Origin of the sequence: Paenibacillus sp. OSY-SE, assembly GCF_000283315.1 — a bacterium.
GTDB lineage: Bacteria > Bacillota > Bacilli > Paenibacillales > Paenibacillaceae > Paenibacillus_B > Paenibacillus_B profundus.
This window is the reverse complement of record NZ_ALKF01000139.1, coordinates 1-8,220: the sequence shown is the minus strand read 5'-3', so window position 1 is coordinate 8,220 and position 8,220 is coordinate 1. Positions and strand designations below refer to the sequence as shown.

At 44.2% G+C, this 8,220-nt stretch carries 9 protein-coding genes and 1 pseudogene; 4 read left to right on the top strand and 6 right to left on the bottom strand.

What is annotated here, in order from left to right; translation table 11 throughout:
* The first annotated feature begins 726 nt into the window (after positions 1 to 726).
* Positions 727 to 975: a hypothetical protein gene (locus tag A372_RS0103195; RefSeq protein WP_019419398.1), complete on the top strand. Its 249-nt coding sequence runs from the start codon at positions 727 to 729 to the stop codon at positions 973 to 975.
* On the top strand, positions 938 to 1,576 hold the full coding sequence (locus A372_RS0103190) for a hypothetical protein (RefSeq protein WP_192813585.1): 639 nt from the start codon (positions 938 to 940) through the stop codon (positions 1,574 to 1,576). Before A372_RS0103195 ends, A372_RS0103190 begins: the two co-directional genes overlap by 38 nt.
* Before the next feature lie 121 nt (positions 1,577 to 1,697).
* On the opposite strand, the gene A372_RS35275 is transcribed toward A372_RS0103190, so the two are convergent.
* Both A372_RS35275 and A372_RS39430 read right to left on the bottom strand, forming a co-directional pair.
* On the bottom strand, positions 1,698 to 2,129 hold the full coding sequence (locus tag A372_RS35275; protein WP_019419396.1) for a hypothetical protein: 432 nt from the start codon (positions 2,127 to 2,129) through the stop codon (positions 1,698 to 1,700).
* Positions 2,130 to 2,132: 3 nt separating this feature from the next.
* Positions 2,133 to 2,279, bottom strand: coding sequence for a hypothetical protein (locus A372_RS39430; RefSeq protein WP_157259413.1), 147 nt, complete (start codon positions 2,277 to 2,279; stop codon positions 2,133 to 2,135).
* Here A372_RS39430 and A372_RS35265 point away from each other — a divergent pair.
* Entirely contained in the window at positions 2,221 to 2,805 is a 585-nt protein-coding gene (locus A372_RS35265; protein WP_157259412.1) for a CPBP family intramembrane glutamic endopeptidase, read from the top strand. The two genes, A372_RS39430 and A372_RS35265, sit on opposite strands and share 59 nt — an antisense overlap.
* A gap of 240 nt (positions 2,806 to 3,045) precedes the next feature.
* Here the strand turns inward: A372_RS35265 and A372_RS0103165 are convergent, their stop codons facing one another.
* The 4 genes and pseudogenes from A372_RS0103165 to A372_RS0103150 all read right to left on the bottom strand — a co-directional run.
* Positions 3,046 to 4,290 carry a hypothetical protein gene (locus tag A372_RS0103165; protein ID WP_157259411.1) on the bottom strand — a complete coding sequence of 415 codons (1,245 nt, stop codon included), beginning with the start codon at positions 4,288 to 4,290 and terminating at the stop codon, positions 3,046 to 3,048.
* Positions 4,280 to 5,065, bottom strand: coding sequence for a hypothetical protein (locus A372_RS0103160; RefSeq protein ID WP_019419391.1), 786 nt, complete (start codon positions 5,063 to 5,065; stop codon positions 4,280 to 4,282). The genes A372_RS0103165 and A372_RS0103160 overlap by 11 nt, the downstream gene beginning before the upstream one ends.
* 61 nt (positions 5,066 to 5,126) lie before the next feature.
* Entirely contained in the window at positions 5,127 to 6,230 is a 1,104-nt protein-coding gene (locus A372_RS0103155) for a DegT/DnrJ/EryC1/StrS family aminotransferase (RefSeq protein ID WP_019419390.1), read from the bottom strand.
* Positions 6,223 to 6,687: pseudogene (locus A372_RS0103150) on the bottom strand (3-keto-5-aminohexanoate cleavage protein); the annotation flags it as partial. The gene A372_RS0103155 and the pseudogene A372_RS0103150, both read right to left, overlap by 8 nt.
* 171 nt (positions 6,688 to 6,858) lie before the next feature.
* On the opposite strand from A372_RS0103150, the gene A372_RS0103145 reads away from it, so the two are divergent.
* Positions 6,859 to 8,217 (top strand): IS4 family transposase, encoded by a 1,359-nt coding sequence (locus A372_RS0103145; RefSeq protein ID WP_019419388.1) that lies wholly within the window; start codon positions 6,859 to 6,861, stop codon positions 8,215 to 8,217.
* Positions 8,218 to 8,220: the final 3 nt, after the last annotated feature.

Here is an 8,220-nt window from a genome sequence, read left to right as displayed (position 1 = left end):
AGAGGAAATCCCGGTTTTGGCTGGACGATTTCCAATAGAAAGGCGAGCTTTCGCTCCAAACACGCCAGTAGACTGTATATTTTCCAATGGATCGAATGGTGATTGGAATGAAAAGCAACATCATGCTGTTTATCTGCATTCATCCAACAGGAAGTACTCTTTCATCCTTAGCTCCACTCTCCCAATGGTTCAGTAGGTTCAGTACGGTGAGAAAAACGTTGTACGGCAAGCATAGCCCCCGCAGCTCCCAGATTTTGTGCCTGTTAATCGTTGACACGGGAGAGGTTATCGAACATTTTACCACTGTCGAGATGTCCTCCTTATCTATTCCGCGCTTTTGCCCACTCTCCCCTTCGCTCAGCATCTACCGATTTCCGCATGTCTCAGTCGCTAGACGATGTTATCTTACGGTGATGTTGCTGCATCATCTGGGAAGCAACGGGCACATGTGACTCAAAGGTAACCTCACCTATCGGCGGGATACCCATTCTGAACGAGTGGGAGAGTGGAGAAAAGCGATTGGCAGCATATCGTGTTTGGCTGGAAATGCCTTTCCCAGTGCGCGTGTTATGCGAGCTTGGCATGCTGGCGGTCAAACCACATGCGGTCTTGGAATCATCCTGCCCCGAACCTGCTTGTCACAGGATTTTTTTTCCTGCCGCCAAAACTAAACCGCAAGCTGAAATATCTTACATGTGAAAGACAACCACTAGGAGGAATTATGTAATGAAATCACACCAAAAATTAATTGCTATCTTATCCGTAACCAGCCTGCTGCTTATGGCAGCGCCCGTAAGCATGCACGCTGCCGAAGCAAAGCCTGCTGCCGAGCAGAAGCAAAGCATAACGCTGGACTCGCTCGATAAGGAGACTATCGAGAAGCTGAACAACGTGGTCAAAGAGCTGTCAAGCTCATCCGAGATTGTCTGGAAGTCCATTGAGGAAGGCGGCTTTAAAGGCTCTTCAGGAGCTTGATCCATCACAAACGGCTTCTTTTAATACAGCGCAACGCTCCTATTATAAAGATGGGGAGATACTTACAGCCTTAAGAAATAAAAAGGTGTCGGTCATCCTGATGGATGACAAGGTAGACGTCATTCGGCTGAGTTATTCGTATGATAAAGTGCCTCCAACCGTAAAAAAAGGTGCTGAGAAGCTGTTACAGTTGTTGAATGCAAGTAAATCCTTCAAAATAACGGAAGGTAATTTGACCTTTATTAAGAATAAATCTTCTTGGGGGTTTAGAGCTTTAAGCAAGGATGATAAAAACATTCAGATAGGGATTGATGGAGAAACGGGTGCGCCAACAAGTTACTTTATATCCTCGGCTTCGGTTGGATCTTTATTAAGCATTAACGATAACAAATACAGCAAATTCAAAAACGTTAAAGTGCTAGCCTCCGTCAAGCCACAAGTGAAGAAAGTGTTTGGCATTGATTTGACGGGTTACAGCGTAACGCGGGGAAAAGGCGAAACGGCTAACCTGTTTACGTTTACAAAGAGCGGCGAGCCAAGCGTTAGGGGTTTTATTAATAAAAAGGGAGAGTTCTATCAATTTGATATAACAAGGGAGTAGATAGAACGTATTAACTAACGCATGCATTCGTCTCGGACGGTGCATGCATTTTTATCATTAGGCAGCATTGCTGTCATGCATCAACTTATTTTTTAAATAGTCGGCTATATGCTGATGGAATTCATGAATGAGTCAGACAATCCTCGATAAATTGAATGACCTCTTGACGAATAGGAACCAAGCCCTGATCTGTCGAGGCGGGATCCTTCCGCTCCCAAAATTTATTCATCAGCGCTATGTCTCCCGCAAAGGTCAGCTCCGAGAGCCGAACGATCTCCGCTGCAATCGCTGCGCCCTCTGCCGATTGCGGCCTGGTGCCCTCTTGAATGCATCGTTCAATACGGACGATGAGCCCAATCCACTGCCGAGTTAACTCGTCATTATTTTCCAGCTTGGGGAGGCGGGCTTTCAGCACCTGAAGCTCCTCATCATTAAAATAAGCCTGCCACGGCTTCGGACCCGGCTGGGATCTTTGCACGAGCGGAAGCAGCGTATCCCAGTGGAACTCTCCTTCAAGCTCATGGAAATGAAGCAGCGATGTCGTATTATTCAAGCTCTATTGAAGCTGAGCTAACTGATTCTCCAAAAGTTTCTGATGCGCTTTAAGAATTTGCCGGATCGACAGCTCGTCCAGTAGGCTCTGAATGTCGCTAAGAGGCAGTGATAACGACTTCAGCAGCATGATTTTCTCCAGTCTAAGCAAATCCTCTTCTGAGTATAGGCGTCTGCCTCCGGCCTCCTTGCTCCCCAAAAAGATGGGGTGGGCTGAGGTAGGCATCCGCTCCTTTCCCCGCAAATACCTGATGTCCATCGCCATTTGGTCTTTCGTTCTGCTCGCGGCGAGCCTGCTGATATTGTACCTGATGTCCCTTTTTGGAGGAAGCTATGAAAATAGCAAAACAGAGAGTATTCAAAGCCAGATATCCCTATTCACGGTCCTGATTGCCGTTGTGTCAGCAGGCATCGTATCGCCCGTCTATGAGGAAATTTTCTACCGGGGCTTTCTGTACCGCTGGTTGCGCACGCGCTGCGGCAGGGGATGGGCTTCATTCTTAAGTTCGGCCATCTTCATGGCGGCTCATATTCCGACCTACAACACACTCGCAATCAGTTTTGTCGCAGGCCTGATTTTCGCTTGGACTTATGAGAACACGAAATCAGTCATTCCCGGCATGATCGCGCACGGGCTGACGAACACGATTTTCGTGCTGCTGACGGTTACCGGATAATAGGCATACTTCTTTTTGTGAATGAATAGACGAGTTTGTCCTTTAGTCATTTATATGACTTCTCCGCTTGATTCTGACGTATAGTAGTTGGGTTTATAGTAGAGTGCAGGAGGGGAGTGATATGGAGAAAGATGAGACTTTCAGGAAATATACACGCTCAGGAAGATGGATAGCAGGCGCCTTGCTGTCTTTTAAAGACCACTGGAAACTCTTGAATTTCAATACATGAACCGTTGTTTTTTAGGTTGAGCTTAAAAAAAGTCTCTGATCCATAAGTTCGTCTGCCAGCTGGTTATTTACAACCACTCGGTAAATCACATCAGAATTTTTGTGCCTAGCAATGCACTCTTTTAATTTTTTCGTATTGTTAAACAATGCAACCAGTTCTTGTTCAGAATCCAAAACAAGTCCATTGTTAAAATGCTTTGTCTGATCTGCAATATTGCCGCTGTCTTTGTATGTGATAACAAAACAGTTCGCCGCAAGAGTTTCGTAATAGGTGTAATTATATGTGCCAAACCAGTTTGACCATAGAAGTACAACGTCAATCTCATGTTCTATCAGCCTTGACGTTGTATCCTGCGTAGAACCATTGTGAAAACTCGTGTCAACAAAAATCGTCTCAGGCAACGTTATATTAGCGTAAAAAAAATGATAAAATTCATAATCTGATTTATTGGAAATTCCATTCAACTTTACCCAAGCATCCCAGCCCTTATTGCTGAGGGGATGGCCTGGATATGCGACTCTTATTCTGCGATCTTCCAATGAATAGGAAGTAGATATATTTTTCGACGGTATGATATTTTGATGGGAAACAACGCGAACATTTTGCTCTAAATGCTGAAATATACGTAAAAATATCCGTTTCCCATTTTCCGAAGGTGCCACGACGACTACTTTATGTTTGATAAACAGCTCATTTATACTGTCATATTGCGCTTCGCGGCCCTCCCCGTGACGACAGGTTGCACAACGAGGTGAACCGACGGGTGCCGGACCGCAAAATTCCTCATCATTATAAAACAAATAAATATTTCTACAAATGGAGTAATAATCATGCAAGATATGAAGGAGCTCTATATCCTTTTTTTCTTTTATTCTGCTGACGATCTCATCAATCATTGCTATATTCATACCGAATAAACTATTGAGAAAAATGCGTAAGAGATTGATTTTGTTTGCTGCAATAAGATTTCCAAAACAATGTCCCACTTGCCATGCCGCCAAAAAGCACGTTGTTTCACCATCAATCACAACTTCTACAAGCAAATTATTAGATCCGATGGTATGCACATCTTGATTACTGACAGTGAATAATGCAACATTAGAAATGTTGCGATCATTCATCATTTTTTGATGTTCTACTTCGTATTTTTGTGCACCGCCGGTAATCTTTCGGTAGTCGTCATGACAAAATGAAATCACGCAGTCCTTATAGGTTAAATGTTGAAAAATCTTTTCAACGGCCTCACTATACATCAATTCTCAAGCACCCTCTTTTTGAATTATCAATAAATTGCATCAACTTTAAGAACAACTCACATGCTTGAAATTGCCTCATCAGCTTCGCTCGATCTTCATTATTTAAAGAAGGGTAGGAGCTTTTAGCAAGTGCATCTAGAATGCGCTCCAATTGATGGATCTGTTCAGCAGTAAAGCCTTGTCTTTCCAAGCCGACTTTGTTTATTTTTTTGATCAGCGCAGGATTGCCATCTACCAGAAAATAAGGCGGGATATCCCTGACCACCTTAGCCATTGCACCGATCATTACATATTTGCCCACGCTAGAAAACTGATGTGTGAACGCAGACATACCAACATGGGCATAATCATCGACCTTGGTGTACCCGGAAATCCGTACATGGGCAGACAGTGTGGCTGAATTTCCTATTATTACGTCATGGCCCAGATATGCGCCGTGTCCAATATGATTGCTATTTCCAATGATTGTATTGCTGTCCGGATCTTTCGACCTCGCAATGACTGTATGATCATTGATCATATTATTTGAACCAATAATAAGTCCGGATGCGATTGATTTATCAAAACCTTTAAGATTTGGCAAGGCACCAATAGAACAAACACTTCCAATGCATGTACCGCTGCCTATGGAAGTGTTTGCATGAATCTTTGTATGGCTGCAAATGGTTACTCCATCACCAATACTCACTTGATCACCGATGATGGAAAATTCACCGATGCTGACTTTTTTTCCTATAATTGAATTCTGGCCAACATACGCACTTTCATGAATCACTTTTTAGCCATCTCCATTCGTAGGAGCTTTTCAGCCTGTTCAATTATTTGACGTTGGTTACTTATACTTCGAAATGATTGATCGCGGTAACAATTCTCTCTATTTCATCTTGCATTACTCCTGGATGAACAGGAATTGAGACCACTTCATGTTTCATTCTGTTTGTAACTTCTAGTCTTTTATCATATTCTTTTTCTAAAAAATCAGTCGATCTATAACAGGCTTGCTCCGGAATCGTATAGGGATAATAAATGGAAGTACCTATCCCTTCCTTTTCCATATATGCAATAAATGCATCCCTTTTCCCATTCAAAATACGCAATGCGTATTGATTATATACATGCCTTACCCCACGAACCTCTTGCGGCTTGATTATGTTGCAATGCGCAATATTTTCATCATAATACGTTGCGTTTTTTCTTCTAACAGAATTGAAATGATCCAGCTTTTTTAGTTGACATAAACCAATCGCCGCTGCAATCTCAGACAGACGATAATTGTATCCAATGAATTCAAATTGATTCCTTCCTTTAATCCCATGCTGAATGAGTTGCCTTGCGAAGCCGGCTGCCTTTTCATCCTTCATAACAACCATACCGCCTTCTGCGGTTGTCATATTCTTTGTCGGGTAAAAACTGAATGCGCCAGCATCCCCGAATGTTCCCAATTTACGTCCTTTCCATTCTGCCCCATGTGCCTGCGCACAATCTTCTATGAGCAGCAATCGGTGCCGATTTGCAATTTCCGTGATTTTATCCATATCACAACTTTGACCGAACAAATGAACAATTACGATAGCTTTTACGCCTACATGCTCTTGAAGAATCTGTTCGATACTATCGGCAGAGATGTTCAAGGTGGTTTCATCAATATCCGCAAAAAGTGGAATTCCTCCAGCATGTACAATCATATTGGCTGTCGCAATAAATGAGTACGCGGTGGTAATGATTTTATCTCCTTCTTTGATTCCAAGTGCTCGGAGTGCTATTTCCAAAGCTGTTGTACCAGAAGAGACAGCAATGCAAAATCCATGGCGCAGATACTCTGAAAATGCCCGTTGAAACTGCAAGACATTCTCTCCGCTTGCCAATTGCCCACTTTTCAATACAGCACTTACTGCATTTATCTCCTCTTGACCAATCTGTGGTTGCGCAATTTTAATCATACTTTCGATCCTTTACTCCCAATATTTTTGCCATTGCAAAGGAATCAGCCACTTCACACCCTAACATGCGAATCATCGTTGCAGATCGATCTACAAATTCCACATTATTTTTTACCGGAATACCTTTCAATAAATAACGATTGTCCTCCATCCCTGTCCGAATTACATCACAGCCATTTAAGATGGAAATGAAATTAACCGGTAACTGCATTCCTGCAATTCCGGCTGCAGACCAAGTGAAACCCTTTTTATCTGAGTCGAGAATCCATTGAATATTTTTATAGGTAGGCTTCATCCCGCCGATTGAACCAATGATAAATTGGATATAAGCATTGTCTTCAATATAACCGAGCTCAACCAAGCGCATGAATTCTTTAAACATCGGAGGATTAAATATCTCAAATTCCGGCTTAACTTCATACTGTTTCATTGCTTGAAGCATATCGATGACAAATTTTTTGTTGTTTTTAACTCAACTTTCGCAGAGCCAAAATTAGCTTAACAGCACGTACTGCATGGATTTGAGAACGATTGGATTATCCACTTGACGAAAATAGAAAAACACCGCTTCGTTTGGTAAAGTGAGAGTGTCGAACAATCACTACCATACAGAAGAGGTGTCCTCTATATGATAGAACAAAAGCAGTCTTTCGATCAACTGCCAAGAGAAATCAAACCGGCTTTTCAAGAACTGAATGTGCTCAAACACTTAAATGCCGCGGGGTTCAAGAAAAAGTTTGGTTTCACCTGTGCCTGCTTGTTTCGCCTCGTATTCGTTCTTTTGTTTCACCAGAAGAACTGGTTTCGCCTGCTGGAAAGTAACAAAGGCGAGGTGTTTCCCGGCAAAGATGCCGTTTACCGGTTTCTCAATCATGGCGGGTACGCATGGCGGCGGTTCTTACTGTCGCTGAGTGGCGAGACCGTGCAGCGTATCGAGAAACTGACCTCGGAAAGCCGTGAGACGGCATTCATCTTCGATGACTCCATGTTCGAGCGTAATCGGAGTAAAACCGTCGAGATGCTAGCGCGCTTCAAGGATCATGCGACGGGTGCGTTCTATAAGGGATTCCGCATGCTGACGATGGGCTGGTCAGACGGCCATTCGTTTATCCCCATGGACTTTTCGCTGCTCAGTTCCGCGAAGTCCGGTATTAACGGTATCATGGAAGGTATCGACAAACGCACTCATGGCTACAAGCGCCGCCAGGAAGCCTTTTGCTCTGCCCCGCAAGTGATCTCGACTATGCTGGACCGTGCCATACAAGCCGGCGTTTCCGCGTCGTATGTCCTCATGGACAGTTGGTTTACGCATGCACCGCTCATTCAGGAAGTCACCCGTCGCGGACTGCAAGTGATCGGCATGGTGAAGAACGATAACAAGCGCTACCTCGTGAACGGGCAGCGACTGTGCCTCAAAAAGCTGTATGCTGTTGCGCCGCGTGTCGAGGGCAACAACCGCTATATCCTTCGCCTAATCCGAACGGATCTTGCCCCCGGCATCCCGGTGACGGTCGTGTTTGTACGTCATCGTTCCAAGAAGAACGAGTGGCTTGCCATTCTCTCGACGGATCTGGCTTTGACCGCCCAGGACATCATCCGGATCTACCGGATGCGCTGGGAGATCGAAGTCTTCTTTAAGTGCGCCAAGTCACTGTTGCGCCTGCAAAAAGAGTTTCAGGGCCGCTCGTACGACTTACTCGTGAGCCATACGACGATTGTGTTTTCACGTTACATTCTGCTCGCTTGGCAGCACCGACAAAGCACCGATCAGCGGTCTCTTGGCGGACTGTTTTATTTACTTTGCGATGAAGTTGGCATCATCGATTGGGCGGTTGCCCTGCAACAAATGGTTGATTTGATTACCGATATTGCTACGAAAGCCGGTAAGAGGATCACATCGCTCATTCAGCGTCAACTGCAGCAATGGATCGGCGGTCTGCCCAGTTACATCAAGGCATATCTGTCGATTTCATGCTGCGAAAGTTGAGTT

Coding starts and splice junctions, on each gene's coding strand:
- A372_RS0103195 (WP_019419398.1), top strand. CDS start 727: ATGAAATCACACCAAAAATTAATTGCTATCTTATCCGTAACCAGCCTG.
- A372_RS0103155 (WP_019419390.1), bottom strand. CDS start 6,230: ATGATTAAAATTGCGCAACCACAGATTGGTCAAGAGGAGATAAATGCA.
- A372_RS35265 (WP_157259412.1), top strand. CDS start 2,221: ATGTCGCTAAGAGGCAGTGATAACGACTTCAGCAGCATGATTTTCTCC.
- A372_RS0103145 (WP_019419388.1), top strand. CDS start 6,859: ATGATAGAACAAAAGCAGTCTTTCGATCAACTGCCAAGAGAAATCAAA.